The organism is Streptomyces sp. A1136, from assembly GCF_004795055.1.
Classification (GTDB): Bacteria; Actinomycetota; Actinomycetes; order Streptomycetales; family Streptomycetaceae; genus Streptomyces.
The window spans coordinates 13257-35089 of the sequence record NZ_SSBJ01000037.1; the positions used below are offsets into that span (position 1 = coordinate 13257).

At 71.2% G+C, this 21833-nt stretch carries 24 protein-coding genes and 2 pseudogenes; 9 read left to right on the forward strand and 17 right to left on the reverse strand.

Features of this window, described 5'->3' with window-relative positions:
* Positions 1–88: 88 nt before the first annotated feature.
* Positions 89–1498, forward strand: coding sequence for a hypothetical protein (locus E6R62_RS29185; RefSeq protein WP_136216490.1), 1410 nt, complete (start codon positions 89–91; stop codon positions 1496–1498).
* A gap of 112 nt (positions 1499–1610) precedes the next feature.
* Here E6R62_RS29185 and E6R62_RS29190 read toward each other — a convergent pair whose 3' ends face one another.
* The gene (locus E6R62_RS29190) at positions 1611–2264 is read right to left on the reverse strand and encodes a TMEM175 family protein (protein ID WP_276615668.1); all 654 of its coding nucleotides are present in this window, start codon (positions 2262–2264) and stop codon (positions 1611–1613) included.
* Positions 2265–2671: 407 nt separating this feature from the next.
* On the opposite strand from E6R62_RS29190, the pseudogene E6R62_RS29195 reads away from it, so the two are divergent.
* Positions 2672–2946 (forward strand): annotated as a pseudogene (locus tag E6R62_RS29195) (MerR family transcriptional regulator); the annotation flags it as partial.
* A 381-nt stretch (positions 2947–3327) separates the two neighbouring features.
* On the opposite strand, the gene E6R62_RS39840 reads toward E6R62_RS29195, so the two are convergent.
* Together E6R62_RS39840 and E6R62_RS29210 are read right to left on the reverse strand one after the other, a co-directional pair.
* Positions 3328–3564 (reverse strand): hypothetical protein, encoded by a 237-nt coding sequence (locus E6R62_RS39840; RefSeq protein ID WP_168714211.1) that lies wholly within the window; start codon positions 3562–3564, stop codon positions 3328–3330.
* 62 nt (positions 3565–3626) lie between these two features.
* The gene (locus E6R62_RS29210) at positions 3627–4022 is read right to left on the reverse strand and encodes a hypothetical protein (RefSeq protein WP_136216492.1); all 396 of its coding nucleotides are present in this window, start codon (positions 4020–4022) and stop codon (positions 3627–3629) included.
* Positions 4023–4250: 228 nt separating this feature from the next.
* Between E6R62_RS29210 and E6R62_RS29215 the strand changes: the two genes are divergently transcribed.
* Together E6R62_RS29215 and E6R62_RS29220 are read left to right on the forward strand one after the other, a co-directional pair.
* The gene (locus tag E6R62_RS29215) at positions 4251–5246 is read left to right on the forward strand and encodes a helix-turn-helix transcriptional regulator (RefSeq protein WP_136216493.1); all 996 of its coding nucleotides are present in this window, start codon (positions 4251–4253) and stop codon (positions 5244–5246) included.
* Positions 5247–7052: 1806 nt separating this feature from the next.
* On the forward strand, positions 7053–7883 hold the full coding sequence (locus tag E6R62_RS29220; protein ID WP_136216494.1) for an alpha/beta fold hydrolase: 831 nt from the start codon (positions 7053–7055) through the stop codon (positions 7881–7883).
* A gap of 467 nt (positions 7884–8350) precedes the next feature.
* Here E6R62_RS29220 and E6R62_RS29225 read toward each other — a convergent pair whose 3' ends face one another.
* From E6R62_RS29225 to E6R62_RS29235, 3 genes are read right to left on the reverse strand one after another with little or no spacing between them, the layout of a single operon-like run.
* On the reverse strand, positions 8351–8632 hold the full coding sequence (locus E6R62_RS29225) for a hypothetical protein (RefSeq protein ID WP_136216495.1): 282 nt from the start codon (positions 8630–8632) through the stop codon (positions 8351–8353).
* Positions 8629–9000, reverse strand: a complete 372-nt coding sequence (locus tag E6R62_RS29230) for a DUF6247 family protein (RefSeq protein ID WP_136216496.1) — start codon at positions 8998–9000, stop codon at positions 8629–8631. Before E6R62_RS29230 ends, E6R62_RS29225 begins: the two co-directional genes overlap by 4 nt.
* Positions 8997–9263, reverse strand: coding sequence for a hypothetical protein (locus tag E6R62_RS29235; RefSeq protein ID WP_136216497.1), 267 nt, complete (start codon positions 9261–9263; stop codon positions 8997–8999). The genes E6R62_RS29230 and E6R62_RS29235 overlap by 4 nt, the downstream gene beginning before the upstream one ends.
* Positions 9264–9411: 148 nt before the next feature.
* Between E6R62_RS29235 and E6R62_RS29240 the strand changes: the two genes are divergently transcribed.
* On the forward strand, positions 9412–9729 hold the full coding sequence (locus tag E6R62_RS29240) for a hypothetical protein (protein ID WP_136216498.1): 318 nt from the start codon (positions 9412–9414) through the stop codon (positions 9727–9729).
* Between the two features lie 121 nt (positions 9730–9850).
* Here the strand turns inward: E6R62_RS29240 and E6R62_RS29245 are convergent, their stop codons facing one another.
* Together E6R62_RS29245 and E6R62_RS29250 are read right to left on the reverse strand one after the other, a co-directional pair.
* Positions 9851–10240: a hypothetical protein gene (locus tag E6R62_RS29245; RefSeq protein WP_136216499.1), complete on the reverse strand. Its 390-nt coding sequence runs from the start codon at positions 10238–10240 to the stop codon at positions 9851–9853.
* On the reverse strand, positions 10237–10437 hold the full coding sequence (locus tag E6R62_RS29250) for a hypothetical protein (RefSeq protein WP_136216500.1): 201 nt from the start codon (positions 10435–10437) through the stop codon (positions 10237–10239). The genes E6R62_RS29245 and E6R62_RS29250 overlap by 4 nt, the downstream gene beginning before the upstream one ends.
* Before the next feature lie 140 nt (positions 10438–10577).
* Between E6R62_RS29250 and E6R62_RS29255 the strand changes: the two genes are divergently transcribed.
* Positions 10578–11105 (forward strand): ATP-binding protein, encoded by a 528-nt coding sequence (locus E6R62_RS29255; RefSeq protein ID WP_136216501.1) that lies wholly within the window; start codon positions 10578–10580, stop codon positions 11103–11105.
* Between the two features lie 15 nt (positions 11106–11120).
* On the opposite strand, the pseudogene E6R62_RS29260 reads toward E6R62_RS29255, so the two are convergent.
* Positions 11121–11356: pseudogene (locus E6R62_RS29260) on the reverse strand (transposase family protein); the annotation flags it as partial.
* A gap of 268 nt (positions 11357–11624) precedes the next feature.
* Between E6R62_RS29260 and E6R62_RS29265 the strand changes: the two are divergent.
* A complete protein-coding gene (locus E6R62_RS29265) occupies positions 11625–12377 on the forward strand; it encodes a class I SAM-dependent methyltransferase (protein ID WP_136216502.1) in 753 nt (250 codons plus the stop codon).
* Between the two features lie 99 nt (positions 12378–12476).
* Here E6R62_RS29265 and E6R62_RS29270 read toward each other — a convergent pair whose 3' ends face one another.
* The gene (locus tag E6R62_RS29270; RefSeq protein WP_136216503.1) at positions 12477–12665 is read right to left on the reverse strand and encodes a hypothetical protein; all 189 of its coding nucleotides are present in this window, start codon (positions 12663–12665) and stop codon (positions 12477–12479) included.
* Positions 12666–12976: 311 nt separating this feature from the next.
* Here E6R62_RS29270 and E6R62_RS29275 point away from each other — a divergent pair, with 311 nt between their 5' ends.
* Positions 12977–13192: an MbtH family protein gene (locus E6R62_RS29275; RefSeq protein ID WP_136216504.1), complete on the forward strand. Its 216-nt coding sequence runs from the start codon at positions 12977–12979 to the stop codon at positions 13190–13192.
* Between the two features lie 176 nt (positions 13193–13368).
* On the opposite strand, the gene E6R62_RS29280 is transcribed toward E6R62_RS29275, so the two are convergent.
* The 3 genes from E6R62_RS29280 to E6R62_RS29290 are packed head-to-tail and all read right to left on the reverse strand — an operon-like array spanning position 13369 to position 15839.
* Positions 13369–14160, reverse strand: a complete 792-nt coding sequence (locus E6R62_RS29280) for an ABC transporter permease (RefSeq protein WP_136216505.1) — start codon at positions 14158–14160, stop codon at positions 13369–13371.
* On the reverse strand, positions 14157–15140 hold the full coding sequence (locus E6R62_RS29285) for an ATP-binding cassette domain-containing protein (protein ID WP_136216506.1): 984 nt from the start codon (positions 15138–15140) through the stop codon (positions 14157–14159). The genes E6R62_RS29280 and E6R62_RS29285 overlap by 4 nt, the downstream gene beginning before the upstream one ends.
* A 27-nt stretch (positions 15141–15167) precedes the next feature.
* Positions 15168–15839, reverse strand: a complete 672-nt coding sequence (locus tag E6R62_RS29290) for a DUF4097 family beta strand repeat-containing protein (RefSeq protein WP_136216541.1) — start codon at positions 15837–15839, stop codon at positions 15168–15170.
* A gap of 241 nt (positions 15840–16080) precedes the next feature.
* On the opposite strand from E6R62_RS29290, the gene E6R62_RS29295 reads away from it, so the two are divergent.
* Entirely contained in the window at positions 16081–16815 is a 735-nt protein-coding gene (locus tag E6R62_RS29295; RefSeq protein ID WP_136216507.1) for a helix-turn-helix domain-containing protein, read from the forward strand.
* Positions 16816–17014: 199 nt separating this feature from the next.
* On the opposite strand, the gene E6R62_RS29300 is transcribed toward E6R62_RS29295, so the two are convergent.
* The 4 genes from E6R62_RS29300 to E6R62_RS29315 all read right to left on the reverse strand — a co-directional run bounded on the left by E6R62_RS29300 (position 17015) and on the right by E6R62_RS29315 (position 21830).
* Positions 17015–17620, reverse strand: a complete 606-nt coding sequence (locus E6R62_RS29300; protein WP_136216508.1) for an HAD family phosphatase — start codon at positions 17618–17620, stop codon at positions 17015–17017.
* Between the two features lie 124 nt (positions 17621–17744).
* Positions 17745–19076 carry a sugar porter family MFS transporter gene (locus E6R62_RS29305; protein WP_136216509.1) on the reverse strand — a complete coding sequence of 444 codons (1332 nt, stop codon included), beginning with the start codon at positions 19074–19076 and terminating at the stop codon, positions 17745–17747.
* Positions 19073–20167 carry a Gfo/Idh/MocA family protein gene (locus E6R62_RS29310; protein ID WP_240801977.1) on the reverse strand — a complete coding sequence of 365 codons (1095 nt, stop codon included), beginning with the start codon at positions 20165–20167 and terminating at the stop codon, positions 19073–19075. The genes E6R62_RS29305 and E6R62_RS29310 overlap by 4 nt, the downstream gene beginning before the upstream one ends.
* 130 nt (positions 20168–20297) lie before the next feature.
* Positions 20298–21830 carry a GMC family oxidoreductase gene (locus E6R62_RS29315; RefSeq protein ID WP_136216510.1) on the reverse strand — a complete coding sequence of 511 codons (1533 nt, stop codon included), beginning with the start codon at positions 21828–21830 and terminating at the stop codon, positions 20298–20300.
* Positions 21831–21833: the final 3 nt, after the last annotated feature.

A 21833-nucleotide genomic window follows, 5' to 3' on the forward strand; every position in this document is an offset into this window, starting at 1 on the left:
ACTCACACGCGTCCCCCGGCGCACGCGCACCCGGTCGCCGTACGTATGATCTCGCTTCCTCCCCTCAGCGAAGGTCGACGAATCAGCGATGCCACCCCGTAAATCCCCTCACACGCACGCCCGTTGGATCGCCGCCGCAGTCGCGGCGGTCCTCTCGGTGCCGATGCTCGGTTCCCCCGCCCAGGCGGCGCCCGGAGACCCGGCGACCGCGTCCTCCTTCAACCTCAAGTCCGGGCCCGACCTGAGCGGCCAGGTGGCCGCCCTGAAAGCGGCCCTGCCCACGCAGGGCGTCCAGGACCTGCTCGACCAGGGCAACCGGGTAGCGCGAACGGGCGCGTCCTGCACCACGGACCCGTTCGGCTCGGGCGACGACGGCAAGGTGCTGGCCCCCGCCAGGAAACTCTGCTGGGATCCCGGCGACTCCACCACCGAGGACTGGATTCCCCAGGGCATCACCGGTGTCTCGGACGCCCAGGCCGACGAACTGTGGGGCACCCGCAAGCCACTGGTCACCGCCTGGTACGACAAGGTCGGCGGCAAGGGCGTACGGCTGTCGTTCCTCGACCCGGACACCGCGATCCCGGGCGACGCCGACGGCCGGCGCTACCGTCACGTCCTGCTGGTGGAGCCGTACTACAACAGCTACGACCACGTCTCCTACAAGGCGGTCGACATCCACGCGGGCGGAATCGCCTGGTACAAGTACTACCTCTACGTCGCGGACACCCTGGGCGGCCTGCGGGTCTTCGACATGCGTTCCATCCTCGACCTCAACCCGGACCAGAACGCGTCCGTGGACGACACCACCCTGGACGGCCTCAAGAGCAACGTCCGGGACGACACCCAGATCGGCCGGCAGAACAACGTCTACTACGGCTACACCTACCGGTACGTGATGCCGCAGGTGGCCTCGTACAAGTTCGTCAGCGCCCAGGGCAACTCCTCCGCGGGGACCTGTGCGGCCACCGGGGCGCCGAAGGCGTCCTACATCTCCGTCGACCGCAGCGACACCACCGCCCCCGCCCTGGTCATGGGCGAATACTGCGACTCCGACGAAGCGCACCCCGAGAAGGGCCGGGTCGGCGCACTGCCGATCGACGACGCCACCGGCCTCCTGAAGTCCACCAACGGTGTGGTCGGCGCGACGGGCGCGTTCTACCTGCCCCGCGACCTCACCCAGGGCGCGGCACGCTACAACGGCATGTACTACTTCAACCGCAGCTGGACCACCCACAGCGGGAGCCTGCGCCGGGCGACCGTCTCGGGCGGCCGTCTGGTGGACTACGGCGCCAACATCACCAACGCGGTCGGCCCCGAAGACCTGTCCTTCGAGCACGGGCAGAGCGTGCAGGGCGGCGGTACGCAATACCTCTGGTCGCTGACCGAACACCGGATGGACACCACGGACCCGACCTGCACGGACACCGGCTCCCCGTGCGGCCGGGTGATCTACGCACACTGGGTCACCGACATCCTGACCGCCCCTGACCGCCCCTGACGCCCCTGACGCCCCTGACCCCCTCACCCCACCGCCTCACCCGCGCCGGGGCCGCCGCCACACAGACGGCCCCGGCGGACCTCCGCCCCGTCACCGGTCCCGGACGGCCTCACTACGCGCCTGCGCCCGGTGGCCGGGCGGCCGTGCGCAGACGCTTGCCCCGTACCCCCGTCACCACCTTGATCGGGATCAGCACCGCCCACCACAGCTTCGCGCCCATCGGGGAGACGAAGGCGAGCGGCACGGCGACGGCGAAGACCAGTACCGTCGACGCCAGATCGGCCACGTCGTTGCGCACCACCGGGTCGGGCAGCGCGGCACTGGCCAGCCATGGGCGTTTCCACAGGACGACCGTCAACACGAGTTGCGTGGCCCCCATGGCCGCCACGGCGGCGGAATAGATCGCCACCGGCGGCGGCAGGTCGCCGTACTCGGCAAGCAGGGTGGTGGGGAAGGGCATCAAGGCGATGAGTCCCAGGCCCAGCAGTGCGAGCCTGATGACCGTCCCGTCGACCTCCCGCGTGTACCGGAAGATCTGGTGGTGGCCCCGCCAGAACGCGGCGATGACCAGAAAGCTGAGGGCGTACGCCCATAGGTTCGGAACCAACTCCTCCAGCGCCCGGTCGAACCCCGGGGGGTCCAGGCCGGCGGGTAGCGAGATGTCCAGTGCCAACAGCGTCATGGCAATGGCGAAGACGCCGTCCGACAGCGCGAGGAGCCTGGCCGCGCCCCCCTCATCGTCCCGCACTCCCTGATGACCGCTCACGGCGCCACCCTAGGGCGAGACGCCGGTAGAGCAGGGGCGGGACTCGCGAGAGTTCATGGCCGATGGTGCGGGAGAGGGCCGCGGCGGGGCGACGCCGCATGACCAACCCAGGCGGAACGGCGGGCATGCCCGAACACGAGATCGACCTGCTGATCGCCCAGCACTTGGCCGGCGAGGACTGCGGCAGCCGCGAGGATGACGACGAGGAGCGTCTCTTCATCGCACGCCGTTGGTTCGCCTCCGTCCAGGGACGGCTGCGCGAAGCCGTGTGCGGCAATCCCGCGGTGGTGCGGGCCGCGGAGAACCCCGGTGAGGGGAACCGGCTCCCGGCCGCCGCCGTAGTCGATGCCGTCCTGCGGGCGCGGCTCCCACTGGACGTACCGGCCACCGTCCTGGCCGCGAAGGTCGTGGCGGACGCGATCGGCGCCCGCGCTGAGCCGGTGGCCGTTGCGCGGGATTGCTCTGACGGCCTGTTCGAGGCGTACTGGCGCCGACCGGGGGCGTATCCGGAGAATCACGTGCGCCGTGCCACGTCGGTGTGGACCAGGGTCGGGCCGGAGGCCGAGCAGCGGGCAGTGCGAAGCCTTGGTGACGACCTCGAATCCCGCCGGTGGGCCGAACGTAACGGCGACCTCGCCGACTCGACGCGGCAGATCTCGGCCTCCGCCTGCTCATGGCTTGAACCGCGTCGCAGCGTCAGTGTCATGGCGACTCCTGGAGGGGCCGCCGGTCAGGTGCGGCGCTGAGCGGGCATGGTGCTGTGGACAGGACCGGCCGCGCGACTCGGCATGCCCAGGTCGATCGCCCGCGAGCGCCGCCGGTCGATCTGCGCAAGCTTGTCCTCAGCTCCGGCGAGGCTGATTCCCAGCCCTTCGACCTCGCCGAGCCGGCCTTCTCGCTCGGCCTCGGCGATGCGGGCAACGGCCCTGCATCTCGATGTTGCCGCGCCAGTTCGTGGTGTTGCTGATTTCCCAGTCCCGCTCCTTGAGCAGGTAGTGGAGGTTGTCGTTCTTCCCCTCGGGCCCCGGATCGAGATACGAGGTGGAGGCGGCGGGGTCGCGGCTCATGATGCCCAGGAGGCCGTCGAGGGGTCGTGGGCGAACCAGGCTTTGTACCGAGCCTGCTCGGCCACCTGGATGAGGCGGCCGAGCAGGCTGCGGAGGGCCTGACGATGAATCGCGGAGCCGGGAACCGGATCGTTGAGGCAGTCGCGCGGGACGATGTCCTCGGCCAGGTTGCTCGCGGCCGATTGCCGGCAGGCGCAGGCCGTACAGCACTGGCGACTGGCGTACGTGACCATCACCGACTCAGGCGGCCGTGCGCGGCCGAGGCCGGCGCCCGCGCGGACTTGATGGAGCCTGGCTAGCAGTGGCCCCAGGAGCCGTTGTTGAAGTAGGTGTGGAACAGGTTGTTGTCGTCCGTGTTGCCGCCGTAGACATACCCGGAGTAGTAGGGCGCCCAGCCCGAGCCGCCGTAGTACTCCCGGCTGACGCCGTACCAGACGTTGCCATTGCCCACGTTGTCGCCGGTGGTCCAGCAGTAGGCGTAGACCCCGTCGCCGTCTGCCCGGAAGAGGTCCGGGGCACCCACCTTGGCGGACCACGTGTGGGGCTGACTGTAGACGCCCACACCGTTGGACGTGCTCAGCCAGTCCCACGCGGCCGCCGACGCGTTGCCGGTGGACATCCCCAGCGCCCCCGCGGCCACCGCCGCGACTGCCGCGACCGAGGCGATCCGCCGTCCGAACTTGAACCTCATGCCTGCCTCCTGACAGGAAGAAAAACCAGGGACCAGAACCGCTCCCGGGCGGACCTCTCACGCGATCCGCGTCGATTCACCCGGTGGGAGCGGACGGCGATCGGTGCCTGCTGCCCGTTCCCGAATCAAGGGAACCGGACGACGGGCCGGCCCCTCGAGTGATTCGATCAGGTTCGAACACTCATGACGCCGGCCGCTCGGGCGGCCGCCTGCTGACCTGGGGGTGCCGTGCTCCACCTCGACATGGACCGTGCCGTACTCGCGAACGCCCGGTTCGCGATCTCGCCGCTCAACACCGTGATCGGCGCGCTCCGCCTCCTGCGTGACAACCAGCGGCCCAGCGGCGGCGGTTGGCTGGACACGGTCCGGGAGACCGTCCGTGACCGGAAGCTCATTCTGCTGGGCTCGCTCTTCGGCGGTGCGTGGGACTACGTGCCGGACTTCCTGACGCCACAGCCGCAGGCCCCGGAGACCGGTTTGCAGGAGGAACTGCACGCGGTCGCCACCACGGGTTCCGCTCGTCTGCGCTGGGAGCTGCAGGTCATGGCCCAGGGGGTCAGTGCGGAGCGGTTGGCGGGACGGGTGGTTCCCGTGGTCCTGCGCGACGCCTTGGAGCGGGGCGAGCGGGACTTCGCCGAACGGATGGCGGCGGAGCTGCACCGGCTGTGGGACGCGGCCCTCGCCCCGCAGTGGGCCGTCCTGCGCACCCGCATGGAGGATGACATCACCCACCGGGCGCAGACCATCGCCCGCCACGGCCTGTCCGGCATGCTGGCCACCCTCCACCCCAGGATGCTCTGGAACGACGACCAACTGACGCTGGTCAGCCGCTTCCAAGGTCGGATCTCCGGCAGTACCGGTCTGGTCCTGACTCCCTCGGTGTTCACCACAGACTTACGCATGGTCATCGACTCGATACCGGGACCCGCCGTCCGGCAGCCCATGTTCGCCTACCCCTGTCGGCCCGGGCCGGAGACCCGCCCGGGGCCGACGGTCCATGCCCTGCTCGGGGCAACCCGGGCACGCCTCCTGTCCGACCTGCACACCGCCCGCACCACCGCTGAACTGAGCGAGCGGCACTTCCTCGCCACCAGCACGGTCTCCTACCACCTCGGCATCCTGCACCGCACCGGACTCATCACCCGCACCCGCAGCGGACAACACGTCCGCTACCAGCAGACCCCCCGCGCCACCGACCTACTGGCCGGCCCGCGCGCCCGCTGATGCCGCACTCGTCCGAGGCGTACCGGTTCCGAGGACACCCGGCATGCCGGCCGGCGGCGGGGACGGTCACCCGCCGCTCACCCACAACGGCCTGCCGGCTTCCGCCGTCACCTACCTCTGCTCCACCGACATCCGGGACGGTGGTGTTCGCGAAGCCGGCCTCCGATCCACGCAGCGAAGACACTCCGAGAACCGCGCCGGTACGCCCGCCGGTACGCCCGCCGGCATGCCAGGCCGCGGAGGTCTGGGTCAGCGGTTCCGGCGATCATCCACTCCGCAGGAGGCGGGGCAGGGCTTCGGGCCGCTTCCACCGCCTCGTGCTGAGTCTGCGCGAGGCGCTCTCCGCTGCGGCCACACTCCAGATGCGATACCGCGCGTGATGATCCGTTGGATCTCCCGGTTTGCCCTGGGGGCTGATTGCGCTGTTTGGTGTGAATGGGCGCGGCGGCGGCACTTGATGGGCGACAGCACGGATGAGGCGGCGGCCCCTGCTCAAGCTGCGCAGAAGCGGTAGTCACGGCTGTCGTGGCGTGACCAACTGCTGCCGACAGGCACCGATCTGGAGGACGGACGGCCGGCCGCCATGGGCGTGCCTGTTCACACCGGCGTTGACCGATTTCTCTGCTGCCGTTTCGGCCCGCCCGGGGTAGAAATTCCTGGCAGCCGTCACCGCCCGTACGGTGAGGTCCACGACCCGGGAGAGCACGTGCACCCTCTTCGCCCCGCGCACTCGTTACGTGCGGAGCAGGCGTTCCGAGAGCGCCTTGCGAATGCCGGCGCGCAGCTGCTTGAGAACACCTGGTTGGGCAGTGGCTCCCGGCACACGCTCCGTTGTGCCGCCGGGCACGTAGTCACGCCGCGCCCTGCCAACCTGCAACAGGGACAGGGGGTTTGCCGCGTCTGTGCCGGACGCTGCCGGGAGACCGCGGAAGCAGCCTTCCGCCCGGAACGTCTGGCTGCGGCAGGCGCCGCCCTGTTAGAGGAGTCCTGGCTTGGGGTTCACACCCCTCACCGCATCAGGTGCGCTCAAGGGCACGAGTCCAGGCGCCGCCCCTCAGCGGTTCGCCGGTCCGGCTGGGTATGCCGGTCATGCCCCCGCTAGGTTCCTACCCAGGCGGGGATTGAGGGCCGTCGACTCTGCGGCGACTCAACTTCGGATATATGCGGTCATCAGTGTGTGCGCGTGTGCGTCATATATCGGAGACTTCAGTCGCTTCAGTCGCTTCAGTCGCTGATGAGAGCCTGCTGTGCCTCTGACCTGTGCTTTTCTGTGAGCGACTCAAAGCGACTGAGCGACCTCGGTCGCTGGGCCGCCGTGTTCAGTCACTCCGGGGAGGATGCCGGATGCGGTCTGTGCGGATGCGCTGCATTTTGGTTGCGGTCCCCCCAGAGCCGCGACAACATCAAACCGTCCTTCCGCGGCACTCCTGCGCGGGTTGAGATCCTTCAGCGCTGCCGCTCCCCGAGCCCCTTCCTTGCTGGACCTTTTCGCCCGCGCCCGTGTCCGGGAAGGACTCGTCAGGCGCGCATGCGGCCTGGCGGAGCGTACGCGCCGCCGTTTGGGGAAGTGGATACAGATTCCAACAGGTCGCCCGCATTGGTCCGGACGGGGGGCAGATCTGGAGATGTCCGTCATGAAGGGAACACACGCGCCCTTGATGGCGCTGGGATGTGCCGGGCCGAGCGTAATCTGTCCGGAGATCGCCCAGAGGCCGGTATTCAGTCTTGCGGCCGCCCTCATTTCTGCTCCTGCCCATCCGTCGTCATTCTTTCCAGAACTCCCCCTTTCGAGCCGAAGGTTCAGCAATGACCACGATCACCACCGCCGACGGCACGGACATCTTCTATAAGGACTGGGGGCCGCGCGACGGCCGGCCGGTGGTTTTCCACCACGGATGGCCGCTGAGTGCGGATGACTGGGACAACCAGATGCTGTTCTTCCTGTCGCACGGCTACCGTGTGATCGCGCACGATCGCCGGGGTCACGGCCGTTCCACCCAGACCTCGACCGGCCACGACATGGACACCTATGTGGCCGATGTCATCACGCTGACGGACGCTCTCGACCTCCGGGACGCCTTCCATATCGGCCACTCGACCGGCGGCGGCGAGGTGGCACGGTACGCAGCGCGCGCCAAGGCCGGACGAGTGGCCAAGGCGGTACTGGTCGGTGCGGTGCCGCCGATCATGGTCAAGTCTGACAAGAACCCTGGCGGCACGCCGATCGACGTCTTCGACGGGTTCCGCGCAGCGCTCACCGCCAACCGCGCGCAGTTCTACATCGATGTCCCTACGGGCCCGTTCTACGGCTTCAACAGGCCGGGCGCGGAGGTCTCGCAGGGCCTGATCGACAACTGGTGGCGCCAGGGCATGATGGGCGGGGCCAACGCCCACTACGAGTGCATCAAAGCCTTCTCCGAGACGGACTTCACGGAGGACCTCAGGCAGATCGACATCCCTGTTCTCGTCTGCCATGGCACAGGAGATCAGATCGTCCCCTACGAGGACTCCGGACCGCTTACCGCGAAGCTCCTCAAGAACGGAACCCTCAAGAGCTACGAGGGCTACCCACATGGGATGCTGCAGGTCCACCCGGACGTCCTGAACCCCGACATCCTCGCCTTCCTGAAGTCCTGACGGCGAGCTCGGCCGCCCTGGCCGCGTGCGCGAGTGCCTCGGGCTGGGCGATGGGCGCCGGGGGATGCGCGGGAAGTCCGCGCCGATCAGGGAGGCCCGGCTGAAGCGCCGGTCGGAGGTGGCCAGCTGCACATCGCGTAGCGGGTCACCAGCCGGCACGGGCCGCTGCCGTAGGGCATCTCGACCCTCGCGACGGGCTCATGGCGCCGCAGCGACGTCATGAACGGATCAGTCTCTGACGCCACATCGTGGCGGAACGGGTAGGTCTGACTCACAGCTTGATCGAACGACCGGTGATCATCGCGGTTACGAGATGATCACCACTCGTCCGAGCTCCGCGGCAGCGAGACCGGTGCAGATCGGGCCAAGGCGCTACCAGCGGACCCGGGCTGTTCGGGTTGCTGGCGCGACGCGGTGGCGGCGGGTGGGGAAGAGCATCGTCGGGTGGGTCAGGGACCACGGCACCGCTACAGGTCGCTGTACGGGGGGATGACACGGACGATGGCGATGAGGTTCATGCGGGGGAGGGGCAGGGCGTAGAACCAGCCGTCGGCCAGGAGTGGGACGCGACGGACTCCGCCGGGCACGCCGCGGCGGGCGCCTTCGCCGATGTCGGTGACATCCACGCCGACGTCGGCCAGGGCGACGAGCTCGTCGGACAGGCGCTCCACTTCGGCGACGATGTGGCCGGGCAGTCCTTTGACGACATGCTCGGCGTCAGGGTCGTACTCCCACCGCCAGCCGCTCAAGACTCTCCGCCGTGGGGCAGCCCGGCCTCGGCGGCGGCCTTGTCGAGGATCTGCCCGATCTCCGCTGCGATGGCCCTGGCCTCTTCCAGATCGGTGACCTTCGCGGCCATGGCTTCGAGGAGACGGAGGCGGGCGGCCTGCTCGGGGTGGCGTTCGATGGCGACGTGCAGGGCCCACTGGCGCAGGAACCTGCGCATGGGCGCGGAGCTGACTTCCTGGCGGGCGCGGGCGACGGCCTCGGCCCGCTCCGCGTCGAACGTCGCGACGGCGTCGGGGGCGATCCGGGTGAGGGTGGCGCGCAGTTCCTCGGGGCGGCCGGCCGGCTGGGGCAGACCGGGCCCGTGGGGCGGCTCGGGAGCGGTGGTCATGCTGCGTCCTGTTCGGGCTGCTGCCGGCGGTGGGCGGCGGTCAGGGTGGAGACGTGCTGGCGCGACCATCCCACGCGGGCGGCGACTGCGGCCGGGCCGCCGCGCCCGTGTCCGGCGGCGATCCTCCCGGCTGCTTCGCCGAGCGCGGTCCGGGCCTGTTCCAGGGCGGTCGCGCACGCTTCCACGTGCTGGGTGAGCCGGTCGAGCTCGTGGGCTTCCTCCGCGGTCAGGTCCACGCGGGGTACGGGGGCGGAAGTCGTCATGGAAGTGACACTGCCCCACTCATACCGCAAACGCAAGCGCGATTGACAAAAGTGAGGAGGTGTGCGCGTGCCGCCGGTGAGGGCGCCGGCCGTTCCCGACGGCCACCCGCCCCGAGGGGGCGTCGTACAACGGAACGGTGGTCAGCCCGTGGCGCTACCAGCACGCACCGCCTGCCGGTACACCCGCGGGCAGAGGGCGCTCCAGCCGCGACCGCCAGCCCACGGCGTCTGCGAGGAGCTCGGCCCGCAGCCGACCGCCCTCATCCCGGCGGGACATGTCCTGGTAGACGTGCCGCCCACGGAACTGCGGGTGGAGGACCAGGTCCTGACCGGCGGCCGTCTGTCCGTAATGACCGGCCTGAGGCGCCACTGCTTCATGGTCCTGGGCAACGGCCGGGTCGCCGTCGCGCACCGCACGGTGCGCGTCTACCGGTCCCGAGGACCTGCCCGCCTGGACGGCCCGTGATCAGCCTGCGCGGCGCGCCGAGCGCGGAGGACGGCCGCTCGGGCCGTCCTCCGCACCCGGGGGGCGGTCAGCCGTGCGGAGATGCGCAGGCCGCAGTCGAAGAGGTGCCCCCCACCCCGGATCACGGGCCGGCCTGCGATCCGGCGGCGCGGGGGGTCAACCGGTGCGCGAGCATGGTGGCGGTTCGGCCGCCGGTGCCGCCGGCGGTGTTGATGGTGTCCGTGCAGCCGGCTTCGATGACGTGCGTGTTGGCGTTGCCGCCGGTGGCGCCCGTGCCGTTGTCGCGGCCGTATCGGCCAAGGCGGCCGCCGTCGCCGCCCGCGCTACCGGTGACAGTGATCCGGTCTGCGCCCACGCCGCCGTTGACGGTTCCGGTGTCGCCGGGCGCTCCCGTACCGCCGTTGCCGCCGCGCAGTCCGCCGATGGTGCCACGGTCCCCGCCCTTGGCCCCGCTGCCGCCGTCACCTCCGGCTACGGTGATGGTGTCGTTGCCCGGGCCACCGTCGATCATTCCCGCGTTGCCGGCGCCCTCCCGTCCGTGCCCGACTCGCCGAAGGCCTTGCCCTCCATGCCGCGGCGACCGGTGACGGTGATCCGGTCGTCTCCGCCCAGACCGTTGACCGTGGTGTCGTCCCTGACGCCCTCGGGACAGTCGATGACGTCATTGCCACTGGTGCCCTCGATCGTGGTCCCGACGACCAAGCGCACCCACGCCGCCCCTGTCTTGTCGCCGCCCACGAGTCGGGGCGGGTACCGTCACCGCGGCGTCGGTCCGGCTGTGGCGCAGGACACGATCGGGCAGACAAAAGCGTTGGTCGTCCGCCCGGCTGCCCTGTCACGATCTGGGGGTGACCACGTTGTTCCTGATGGTCGGCCTACCCGGGGCCGGGAAGACCACGAAGGCTCGCCGGCTCGCCGAGGAGCACGGCGCGCTTCGCCTGACGCCCGACGACTGGATGATTCCCCTGTTCGGCATGGCAGAGGCGGACGGGAAGCGCGACGTGCTCGAAGGGCGCATGCTCTGGCTCGCCTTGGAGGCGGTCAAGTTGGGCACGAACGTGGTGGTGGACTTTGGCTGTTGGTCCCGAGACGAGCGGTCCGCGATCCGGTGGCTGGTCGAAGTCGAGAACGGCGCGTGCCTGTGCATGGTCTATCTGCCGGTGGACGAGGAGACTCAACGTAGGCGGATCGCCCACCGCTGGGCGAGCGCCCCGGCGCAGACGTTCCCGATGACCGAGGCCGACATCGCGCACGGGCGGGCGCACTTCGAGGAGCCCGACGCGGCGGAGCTGGGAGGCTGCGGCGTCACCGGTCCGCCCCCGGGCCGGGCTGACTGGCGGGAGTGGGCCGCCGTCCGATGGCCGTCGTTCGCGTGATCGATTCGGCCCGACACGGTCGCGGACCGGGATCAAGGTTCCGTCCCCGATCCACAGCCGGTCCACGTAGGCGACCGGGCGCGGGGCGGGCTCCAGGACAGCAGCGGACGCAGGCGCTGGATGACCCGGCAGACGGTGGCCGGGGAGATCCCGAAGAGCGGGGCGAGCTGCCGCATCGTGAGGTTGGTGCGGTAGGACACGGCCACCGGCAGGACCCGGTCGGCCGGCGGCAGGCACCACGGCCTGCCGCCACTCGACTCAGGTCACCAGAGCCCTGTCGTCAACGCTTCGCCGCGCCCGGGCCGAACCGTTTCGGAAAGCCCGTCCGCGGTCGCCGTCCTTGCCCTCCCGACGGCCTTCGGTGGGGGCGTGGGCGTACGCGCGCCCTCCTTGGGGGGTGGGGGGACCGGCCTCTTTCCCACACCGCGTCAGGCGACCGCCCAAGCCTTCCCTTACCCCGTCTGACCTGCGCTTTTCCCTCCTCGGCGAGTAAACTTTCCCCTGACGAGAGGGGATTTGATGGATCGCGACATACGCACGGTCGAGGACGCGTTGAGGCTCCTGGACGACCTGTTCGCACCGGACGCCGACCGCTGGACGGCGGATGCGGCCCCGTGGTGGGACGGCTTCTACGCGGACCGCTCGCGCCCGGTGCCGTTCTTCGAGCCGAAGCCGGACGAGAACCTCGTCTCGTACCTCGACCGCGGTCTCGTCACCGCGGGCCGCGCCCTCGACCTGGGCTGCGGGCCGGGACGCAACGCGCTCCACCTCGCTTCTTCGGGCTTCGAGGTGGACGCCGTCGACCTGTCGCCGACGGCCATCGCCTGGGCCGAGGGACGGGCTCGTGACCTGGGGGTGGACGTCCGGTTCCGCCGAGGCGACGTGTTCGACCTCGTGGGGGCGGACCGCGCCCTGACCGGCCCGTACGACCTGATCTACGACTCCGGTTGCTTCCACCACCTGCCGCCGCACCGCCGCATCAGCTACCTCGGCCTCCTCGACCGGGCCCTGGCCCCCGGAGGCCATTTCGCCCTCACCTGCTTCGCGGCCGGCGCGATGGGTTCCGAGCTCCCCGACCGCGACTTCTACCGGGATGCCCGCCTCCACGGCGGTCTCGCCTACACCCCCGAGGCGCTGCGCCGGATCTTCTCCGACCTGACGGAGATCGAACTGCGCCGTATGCGCGACGAACCGCCCGAGTGCCCCCGCATGGGCGAGCCCTTCCTCTGGACGGCCCTCTTCCGCCGTGACCGGCTGCCCGCCGCGAGCTGAACGCGATTCCCCCGGCGCCCCTGAGGGTGTCCCGCCCCGCCCGGCACGGCGAGGGCCCGCACCCCTCGCAGGGGTGCGGGCCCGAATGCCGTGGGGCGGTCAGCCGCGGTCGTCCATCTCGTCCTGGATGTCGTCGAAGGAGGCCTGGCCGCTCTGCCGGGCCTCGTCGGCGCGCTGCCGCAGGCGCTCCTGCTCGGTCCGGTCCTGCCGGGAGGCTTCGTCCCGCTTGCCCTGCAGCTTCTGCTTGGCCTTCTGGGCCTTGTCCTGCATCTCGTCCTTGATGCCCATGAGGGGGGACTCCTCGTCGTGGGGGGTGGTCGATCCTCGACGAGCCTGGCACGGGCAGGGGTGCGACGCCGCTCGCGCTGGGCCGATCGGGTACCGCCGGCCCGCTGCGGGGAAGTCCGCGTGGGGCACCGGCCGGGAGCGCTTGAGGAGTATGCGAAGCGGGCCCGACCCGGGGCTCGAAGATGGTCCGTACCGAGTCGGGCCCCACGGAGCCGCCGGGCCCCCCCGGCTCCCCGGACGGGCACGACACCGTCCGGCGATCACCGCCCACGTACCGCTTGGCCGTCCCGCGACTGCTTTGGAGGCGCGAGTTGAGCACGAACCCCTTCGACGTCGAAGACGGACGTTTCCACGTGATGGTCAACGACGAGGACCAGTACTGCCTGTGGCCCGTGTTCGCCCCGACGCCTGCGGGCTGGCGGATCGTCTTCGGCGAGGCGGCCAAGGCCGAGTGCCTGGAGTACGTCGAGCAGAACTGGACCGACCTGCGCCCCAAGAGCCTCCGGGAAGCCGTGGCGGCGGGCTGAGGCCGCCGTACGGCCTCCGGTCCACGTCCACGTCCGCGTCGTGCGGCGCCCGCGGAGCGCACGGGCACGCCCGACGAAGCCGAACGACGGCAACCGTCGTACCGGGTCTGCCATCGCCCGGGCAGGTGCGCGGTGTTCCAGGGAAAGTCCGGGTCCGTGCGCGGGTGTCGTGGTCGTTACTTCGGGTCGCTGTTGAACTTCGAGGTCGACCAGAAGTAGCCGAGCACCGTGAGGGCCACGCACCAGGCGACGGCGAGCCATCCGTTGTATCCGATCTCGGTGCCTAGCAGCAGACCGCGCAGGGTCTCGATGGCCGGGGTGAACGGCTGGTACTGGGCGATCGGCTGGAACCAGCCGGGCATGGACTCGGTGGGGGTGAAGGCGCTGGAGAGGAGCGGCAGGAGGATCAGGGGCATGGCGTTGTTGCCGGCGGCCTCGGCGGTGGGGCTGACGAGGCCCATGCCGACCGCGATCCAGGTGAGCGCCAGGGCGAAGAGGACGAGCAGTCCGAACGCGGCCAGCCATTCCAGGACGGTGGCGTCGGTGGAACGGAAGCCGATGGCGACGGCGACGGCGCCGACGAGGACCACGCTCATGATCGACTGCAGGACGCTGCCGACGACGTGCCCGACGAGCACCGACGGGCGGTGGATGGCCATGGTGCGGAAGCGGGCGATGATGCCTTCGCTCATGTCGTTGGAGACGGACACCGCCGTCCCGATCACGGTGCTGCCGATGGTCATGAGGAGCAGGCCGGGGACGAGGTAGGCGATGTAGGCGGAGCGGTCGGGCGCGCCGCCGGTGATGCCCGCGCTCATCGTGTCGCCGAAGATGTAGACGAAGAGCAACAGCAGCATGATCGGCGTGAGCAGCAGGTTCAGGGTGAGGGAGGGGTAGCGCCGGGCGTGCAGGAGGTTGCGGCGCAGCATCGTGGACGAGTCGCGGAGCGCGAGGGAGAGGGAGCTCATCGGACGTCCTCCTTGGACATGTCGGCCCGGGCGGTCTGGCCGGTCTGGTGGGGGACCTTGGCGCCGCCGGTGAGGGCGAAGAAGACGTCGTCGAGGTCGGGGGTGTGCACGGTCAGTTCGTCGGCCTCGATGCCGGCCGCGTCGAGCCGGTCGAGGACGGAGCGCAGTTCGCGCTGGCTGCCGTCGTTCGGGATCTGCAGGGCCAGGGCCTCGTCGTCCCGGCTTCCCTCGGGCAGCGCGGAGGCGGCCGACCGGTAGGCGACGGGGTCGGTGAAGCGGAGGCGGACGTGGCCGCCGGGGACCAGCCGCTTCAACTCCTCAGCGCTCCCCTCCGCGGCGATCCTGCCGTCGTTCAACACGGCGATGCGGTCAGCGAGTTCGTCGGCCTCCTCCAGGTACTGGGTGGTGAGGAAGACGGTGACGCCGCCCCCGACGAGTTCACGGATGATCTGCCACATGTTGTGGCGGGAGCGCGGGTCGAGGCCGGTGGTCGGCTCGTCGAGGAAGATGATCCGCGGGTCGCCGACCAGGGTCATGGCAATGTCGAGGCGGCGCTTCATACCGCCCGAATAGGTGGAGGCGGGCTTCTTCGCGGCCGCGACGAGGTCGAAGCGCTCCAGCAGCTCGGCGGTGACCCGCCGCCCCTCTCTCTTGGTCAGGTGGTGCAGGTCCGCCATGAGGAGCATGTTCTCCTCTCCCGTGATCAGACCGTCGACGGCGGAGAACTGCCCGGTGACGCCGATCGCCCGGCGGACCGCCTGCGGGTCGGTGGCGAGGTCGTGGCCGCCGACGCGGATCTCGCCGGCATCCGCGGTGATGAGGGTGGAGAGGATCTTGACGGCGGTGGTCTTGCCGGCGCCGTTCGGGCCGAGGAGTGCGAAGACGGTGCCCGTGGGGACGGTGAGGTCGACGCCGTCGAGGACGGTCTTGTCGCCGTAGGACTTTCGCAGCCCGTTCGCCGCGATGGCCGGATCGGTCATGAGGGGTGCTCCTTCAGGGGCTGCGGGTCAGATGCTGCGGGCGGTGATGTCGCCGTAGGAGGTGGTGGCGTGGATGTGCAGGCCGGCTCCGGCGCCGTCGCTGTTCTTGAGGCTGTTGTGGATGCGCCCGCAGGCGGTGCCGGCGTCCAGGGTCGCGGAGACGCCGCGGGCCGCGCCGACCGAGATCTCGCCGGCCTCGGTGCGCAGGGTGACTGTGCCTCGCTTCCCCTCAGTGACGTGGAGGTCGCCCTTCTGGGTGCTGATCTCGGCGGGACCGCCGAGGCGGCCGACCGAGATGTCACCGGAGAGGAGGGCGAGGCGGGCGCTCATGGTCTCGTCGAGCTTGATCGAGCCCTGTGCGGCTTCGAAGGCGACATCGCCGAGCCGTCCGACGCCCCGGAACTCGGCGACGGCCGCCTTGGCCTCGACGTGGGAACCGGCGGGCAGTTGAACGGTCACCTCGACGAATCCCGAGTGGCCGAGGAGGCGGTTCTTCGCCGGTGCGACCCCGACGCGCAGCACGCCGTCCTCGTACGTGACGGTGGTCTGTTCGGCGGCCTTGACGTCGCGGCTCTTCGAGGCGTTCGCCGGCAGGACCTCGACCGCGGTGTCGGCCCGGTCGGTGGCGATGAAGCGGATGTGTCCCGCCGGGACGTCGAGGACGACCGATACCGGGGCGGGGGTGTCGAACTTCTGCATGGTGAGCTCCTCCTGCATCGTGCGCTCCTTCCGGACCGCCGTTTCTTATGCTCGAAACGCTACGTTGCATTTCCAGTCTTGGCAACGAAGTCGTTGCGCATGACCAGCATCACCGCAGATGAAGGCGGGTAAATCATTGCAATGATTCGAGAAGTAATGCAACGTCGGACGCGATAGCCATTGCAATGAACTAGGTGTGAACGCTATGCTTGAGCCCCCACGGACCACGAAGGAGACCGCGATGCCGGGAGGCAGACTCACCCAGCAGGAACGCCAGCAGATCGCGCTGGGGTTGGCCGACGGCCTCGCCTACGCGGAGATCGCCAGACGCCTCGACCGGCCGACCTCGACGATCACCCGCGAGGTGATGCGCAACGGCGGCCCCACCGCCTACCGCGCCGAACTGGCCCACCGCGCCACCGAACACCGCGCCCACCGCCGCCGACCGGCCGCGGCCCGGGGCGCCGACACGCCCCCGCAGGCCCACGGGCGCGATGTCGAGGCCGTGCGCGCGTACGAGGAGACGTTCACCACCGCGGTGATGGCCGCGGGCACGCCCAAGATGATGTCCCGCGTACTGGCCTGCCTCACCCTGACCGACACCGGCAGCCTCACCGCGTCCGAACTCGCCCAGCGGCTCCAGGTCAGCCCGGCGTCGATCTCCAAGGCGGTCACCTTCCTGGAGAGTCAGGGGCTCGTCCGCCGTGAACGCGACGAACGCCGGCGCGAGCGCTACGTCGTGGACGACGACGTCTGGTACGAATCGATGATGGCCAGCGCCCGCTCCACCGCCGGCATGGTGGAAATCTTCCGGCAAGGGGTCCCCGTGCTCGGTCCGGACACCCCCGCCGGCGTCCGCCTGGAGAACGTCGCCCGCTTCCTCGACTTCGTCTCCGAGAGCATCGCCCGCGCCGCGGAGCAGGCCCGCGACATCCTCTACGCGAAACCCGCCACCACCCCGGACGACACCGCCTGAGCGTGCGCCCCGGGGGCAGTTCGGTCCGGGGCAGTTCGGTCCGGGGCGCACGGGGGCGCGGGGCCGGGGCGGGGCCGTGGCCGCCTTCCACGAGAGGCGGTCTTCTCACCGCCCCTCGCCGCCACGCCCTGCGGGGAACACGGCGGCGAGAAGCGGACCCGGTCGGCGCTCGATCGCGCCGTGGTGCCCGATCGGGCGGTCAGGTCAGGTTCAGGCGGGTGTAGGGGCGGACGTCGATGACGGTCATGCCCGCCGCGTGGGCCGCCTCGACACCCTCGTCGCTGTCCTCGTAGACGGTGCAGCGCGAGGGGTGGGCCCCGAGCGACTCGGCCGCGCGCAGGAAGATGTCCGGCGCCGGCTTTCCGCGGTCGACGTCGTCGCGGGTCACGAGGGCGTCGAAGTGGTCGCGGAACGGCTGGTGGCGCAAGGTCGCCTCGATGACGTGACGGGCTCCGCCGGACGCCACCGCCATGGGGACCCGGCCGTGCATGGCCTCGACGACCCGGAGCACCGCCGGGTGCGGCCGTACGGTGTGCGCCTCCCGGAGGAACATCCGGTCGCGGTCCGCGACCAGTTCCTCCACGGCCCTGGAGAGCCGCAGGGAGCGCTCGTCGACCAGGGTGCGGATCATCTCCGCCGACGAGAGTCCGGTGCGCGCGTCGAACCACTCCTGGGCGAGGTCCACGCCCTCGGGGGAAAGGACGGCGGCCATCGCACGGTAGTTGGCGTACTGGCTGTCGACCAGCGTGCCGTCCCAGTCGAACAGCAGACAACTGGCGTGTCGGGGGGCGAGATCGGGGTGCATGCTGCCTTCCGGGTCAGAGGATGTGCCTACGTGTGGTCGCCTCGCGCGCCCCACCCCGCCCGGGTCGGGGCGGAGGGGACGCGCCGGCGGGGGGTGTCCCGATCGGCCCGCGACCGCCGCGCGGTCACTCGGTGAGCCGCGCGGGCGCCGGCCGTACGGCGCTCACCAGGGGTTTGCCCCGGGTCTCGGGCATGTACCGGGTCAAGGCCAGTGCCGAGGCCCCGGTGATCGCGGCGTACAGGGCGAACGTACCGGCCAGGGACAGGTGCTCGACCAACGGGAGGAACGTCGTGGCCACCACGAAGTCCGCCGCCCAGTGGGCCGCCGTGGCCAGGCTCATCAGGGCGCCCCGGGCCTCGGAGGGGTAGATCTCCGCGATGTACACCCAGAAGACGGCCGCCGGGCCGACGGCCCCGGCGGTGATGAAGAGGCACAGCAACAGGGCGGTGGCGGCTCCCTCCCGGCCGAGGCTCTCGGCGGTGGTGATCGCCGCGGCGGTGAGCGCCATGACCAGCAGCCCCCCGATCATCAGCGGTCGCCGCCCCCAACGGTCGAGGAACAGCACGGTGAGCACCGTGGCCGCGACGTTGCAGATCCCCACCAGGATCGATCCCAACAGGCCGCCCGCGGAGGTGAGCCCGCCGGCGGCCAGGATGGTGGGGGCGTAGTAGACGGCCGTGTTCAGGCCGGTGAGATGGACCAGGATCGCGATCGCGAGACCCAGCGCCACCCACCGACGGCCCGCCAACCGACAGGCCCGGCGCAGTCCGGCGCCCCGCCGCCCGACTGCCGGGGCGGGGTGGTCGTCGTCGCCCGTCCCCAGGCCGAGCCGGGCCGCGGCCCGCGCCGCCCGGACCCGGTGACCCCGGCTGCGCAGCCAGTCCGGCGACTCGGGGACCAGGAACATCCCGGTGAGCAGGAGCAGGGCGGGAGCGATGCCGACTCCGAGCATCCAGCGCCAGGCGCCCGCCGGTTCCAGCGCGTAGGCGACGACGTAGGACAGCAGCAGGCCGATGGTGATCATGAGCTGGTTCAGCGTGACCAGCGCCCCCCGGCGGGCCGGCGGCGCGATCTCCGAGATGTACAGCGGCACCGCGAAGGAGGTGGCGCCCAGGGACAGGCCGACCAGGAAACGGCCGGCGAGGAGCGAGCACGCTCCGGCGGCGGCCGCGGACGCCAGGGTGCCCGCCGCGTACACGGCGGCCGCGCCGCCGATCACGGGGAGTCGGCCGAGGCGGTCCGCGAGCCGGCCGCTGCCGGGCGCCGTAAGGGCTGCCCCCAGCAGGGCGGCCGACACGGCGGCGCCCTGCGACCAGGACGACAGCCCGTACTCGGCGGTCACCAGGGGCAGGGCGCCGGCGATGACGCCGGTGCCGTAGCCGAACAGCAGCCCCCCGACGGAGGCGACGCAGACCGTCAGGGTGCGGGTGGTCGCCGGTGATCCGGTCGGGCTCACCGGGCCCCCGCGGCCTTTGTCGCCTCCGTCGCCTCCGTCGCCTCCGTCGAGGTGACCACGGCGGCGCCGCCGGCGGCGGCGGACGCCACGAGCGCGCTCCCCACCCGCGCCGTGCGCCGGGAGTCCGCGAGCGGGATCGGCGCGGGCGAACCCTCGCGCACGGCCCGGGCGAACGCCTCCACCTGGAGCCGGTAGTGGTTCGCCGACGGGACGGTCTCCTCCCGGACGCCGTCCCCGGTGAGGACGGTGAGGACCCCGTCCTCACCGTCCATGGCCCAGGCGTTGCGCACCACGACGGTGCCGCGCGTGCCCTGGAGTTCGAAGGCCGCGCGCGGGCCGTAGTCGATGCTGTAGTCGACGACCGCCGAGCGGCCCCCGCCGAAGTCCATCGTCGCGACCGCGCTGGTGTCCACGGTGAGGCCGGGGCGGCTGCTGAACCGGGCACTCACCCGGTGCGGCGCCCGGCCGAAGAAGAACAGCGGGACGTCGACGGCGTAGCAGCCGACGTCCCAGGTGGCACCGCCGCCGAGGCCCGGCTCCAGTCGGATGTTGCCGCTGCCGCTCTCGATGCGGAAGGCGAAGGAGGCGCGTACGAGGCGCAGTTCGCCGATCTCGCCCGAGGCGAGGATCTCGGCGGCGCGCCGCTGCTGGGGGTGGAAGCGGTACATGAACGCCTCCATCACGGTGCGGGACGCCGCTTCGGCAGCCTTCTCGACGCGGGCGCAGCCTTCCTCGTCCATCGCCATGGGCTTCTCGACCAGGACGTGCTTGCCGGCCGCCAAGGCACGCAGCGTCCACTCGACGTGGTCGGTGTTGGGCAGCGGTACGTAGACGGCGTCGACCGCGGGGTCCGCCAGGAGCGTGGCGTAGTCCGGGTGGGCCGTGGCGCCGTGGGCGCGGGCGAGTTCCGCGGCGGCGGCGGCCCGTTCGGGGCGGCTGGCGAGGGCGGTGAGCGCGCAACCGGGCGTCGCGGCGATGGCGGGCATCAGGTGGGTGGCGATGTAGGAGGTGGCCCCGAGGACCCCCCAGCGCAGGGCGCCGTCGTGTCCGTCGTGTCCGTCGTGCCCGTGGTGTCCGTCGTGTGTCGTCATGCCTGGTCCTCCGTCTGGTTCTCCGCCCGGTTCTCCGTCATGCCGGGTCGTGGCTCACGGGTGGCCGTACGCGGGGCCCCGTTCCGCGAGGGCCTGTCATGTACGGGCGCCTGCCGAAGGCGTGCCTGCGTCACGCGTGGTCCTCGACGATGAACCGGGCCGCGCGCTCGGCGACCGCGACCACGGCCGCGTGGATGTTCCCGGTGATCATGGTCGGGATCACCGAGGCGTCGGCCACCCGCAGCCCGCTCGTACCCCGCACCCGGAGCCTGGGGTCGACGACCGCGCCCGGGTCCCGGTCGCCGCCGATGCGGCAGGTGCCGACCGGGTGGAACTGGGTCTGGGCGTGGGCCCGTACGAACTCCTCCACCTCGCGGCGGGTGGCCGTCGCGCCGAGCGGGGCACGGCCGCCGGCCAGACCCGCGAGCGGATCGGTGGCGGCGATGTCACGGGCGATCCGCACGCCCTCCACCAAGGTGTCCAGGTCGGCGGGGTCCGTCAGGTACGCCGGGTCGATCAGCGGGTGCGCGTCGGGGTCGGCGCGGGCCAGGGTGAGTCGGCCGCGGCTGACGGGGCGGGTGACGCCCGGGCCGATGGTGAAGCCGTGTCCGAGCCGGGACGCGTCGTTGAGGTCCTTCATCGGCGCGAAGGACAGCTGGATCTCCGGTTCGCCCGCGCCGTGGTCGAGCCGCACGAAGCCGCCCGCCTCGCCGAGGTTGGAGGAATCGGCGACGGGATGGCCCTCGGTCGTGTCGTAGGCGAGCGACACCTGCACGTGGTCGTGGAGGTTGCCGCCGACGCCGGGCAGGTCGACCCGCACGGATATGTCCAGGGCCGCGAGGTCGGCGGCCGGGCCGATGCCGCTGAGCAGCAACAACTGTGGCGCGGCCACCGCCCCGGCGCACACCACGACCTCGCTCGTGCAGGCGACGGAGGTGACGGTGCCGTCGCGCCGGACCCTGACCCCGGTGACCCGGCCGCCGTCCGTGACGAGCCCGAGGACCGAGGCGTCGGTCCAGAGGCTGAGGTTGCGACGGGCGAGGGCCGGCCCGAGATGGGTGTGGGCGGTGTTGCCGCGGCGGGCGGGAGCGCCGGGGGCGGCCGCGGTACGAGTGGTGCGGTAGAGGCCCACACCCTCCTGCCGGCCGGCGTTGAAGTCCGCGTTGGCCGGCAGCCCGTACTTCTGCGCCGCTTCGACGAACGCGGTGGCGAAGGGGTGGGGCGCGGTGTTCTGCGCCACCGGGAGGGTGCCGTAGGGGGCGTCCTCGGCGGGCCCCTCCAGGCGTTCCAGGAAGGGCAACAGGTGCCGCGCGTTCCAGGTGTCACCGCCCCAGCGCTGCCACGCGTCGAAGTCGGAGGCGGCGCCCCGGACGTGCACCATGGCGTTGATGGCGCCGGAGCCGCCCACGACCCGGCCGCGCGGCCAGGCGAGCCGACGGCCGTGGAGGGCGGTCTGCGGCACGGTCCGGTAGCCCCAGTCCAGTTCGCCGCCGAGCAGCGACGGCCAGGAGGCGGGGCGCGCGATGCGGGAGTCGGTGTCCGCCGGCCCGGCCTCCAGGAGCAGGACGCTGCGGGCGGGGTCCTCGCTGAGCCGGGCGGCGACGACGCTGCCTGCCGCGCCGGCCCCGACCACGATGAAGTCGTAGGTGGTGTCGCTTTCCATGGG